At 68.3% G+C, this 1422-nt stretch carries 2 protein-coding genes; one reads left to right on the top strand and one right to left on the bottom strand.

All coding sequences use genetic code 11. The features are described from left to right. Nucleotides 1-714 (top strand): FixH family protein (locus MJD61_04350; GenBank protein ID MCG8554507.1); only part of this gene is annotated, 714 nt, incomplete at its 5' end. Between the two features lie 31 nt (nt 715-745). Here MJD61_04350 and MJD61_04345 read toward each other — a convergent pair. Continuing rightward, on the bottom strand, nt 746-1422 hold a 677-nt coding region (locus tag MJD61_04345), incomplete at its 5' end, for a hypothetical protein (GenBank protein ID MCG8554506.1).

Below are 1422 nucleotides of genomic sequence, written 5' to 3'. Positions count from 1 at the left end.
TTCGGCTGCTCGGACGGAGATGACGGGCACACGCACGACCACGATGCCGGGCCCGACGCCGGGCACGATGCCGGGCAGGGGCCCCATCGCGGCATGGTGGCCTGCAAGGGGGACGAGGACCCGCACACGCCCGGCACCAAGAAGGCGGGCAGCGCGGGCAAGTTCAGCATCGAGATCGTGAGCGCCGATCCAGCCGCCCACGACGTTTCAAGGAGGAACCAACTCACGGTCAAGGTCTTGGACGCAGCGGACATGCCCGTGACGGACGCCACGGTGGAGGTCGAGGTGTGGACCCCCTCCCACGGTGGCCACCCGGCAGACACCCAGCCAAACGTTCAGGGCGGCGCTCAGGCAGGGGAGTACCGGATCGGCGACATTAGCTATGTGCACTCGGGTCCCTGGGAGCTGCGCTTCACGATCACCAAGGGCAGCGACACCGACACGCTCGCGCTTGTCGTCTGCGTCGGAGGCGACCCACCCGACGCTGGCACGCCGGATGCCGGCCCGGATGCGACCGCGCCGGATGCGGCTGCACCGGATGCCGGCCCCGATGCGGCCGCGCCGGATGCCGGCCCGGATGCGGCCGCGCCGGATGCGACCGCGCCGGACGCGGGCGACGCTGGCCCCGCGCCGCCCGATGCGGGCGATGGCGGCGCCATGCAGCCTGACGCGGGCTCTCCCGACGCAGCCGACGCGGCAACCCCTCAAGGCTGAGTCAAGGCTGAGAGGCGCCGTCCGCAAGCCCTCATTCGTCCATGTCGACAGCTTGGCGAACAGCCACGTGCTCACTGGGTGAGGCGGCGTCAGGCCCGCGTTCGGCCGTGATCAGGACCTCGAATTTGCGTGCCGGGAAGGTGGCGCTCATCCGCCCACCTTGAGCGGTCGGATCGTACGCCATCTGTCCTGCCCTGAAGGGCTCCTTGCCGTCCGCGAGGAACCAGACCACGTAGAGCTTACCGGCTTCATCCAGCCGCGAGGGCGGCGGCAAGTAATCGAGATCCAGGTGAACAAACACGTTGCCACCGTCGAGCTCCTCGACCTCCAGCACGCCCTGCGTCGGCACTGCCGCCGTGTGACCGACAACGAGGTATTCCGAGCTTCCACAGGAGCTCAGACCGAGCAGCGCTGCGATGAGGAGAACGCTCGACCGCCGTCGCAGACGCCTCGGGCGATTTGCCTCGAAGTTGGTGACCGAGCCTAGTGTCCTGGATCCCTGCTTTCGTACATAAGTCTGCGAGCGATTGGCGTCGCTCGGGCCGGCCGATGAATTGTGTGCGGAATCCGGAACGCAGGACACTAGTGCCTCGCCACAGGAATCCTGGTTGGTTGGGGCCTGCAGTGGGGCTCGCTGGCAAGGCGGACCGACGAAGGACATGCAGCGCATATTCGAGGAGGTCCCAACGCCGCCAGCGGGCGCCAGGG

It is taken from the genome of Pseudomonadota bacterium, assembly GCA_022361155.1.
In the GTDB taxonomy this organism is placed as follows: Bacteria; Myxococcota_A; Polyangia; order Polyangiales; family JAKSBK01; genus JAKSBK01.
The sequence above is the reverse complement of the archived record's forward strand: the minus strand, read 5'-3'. Positions and strand labels throughout refer to the sequence as shown.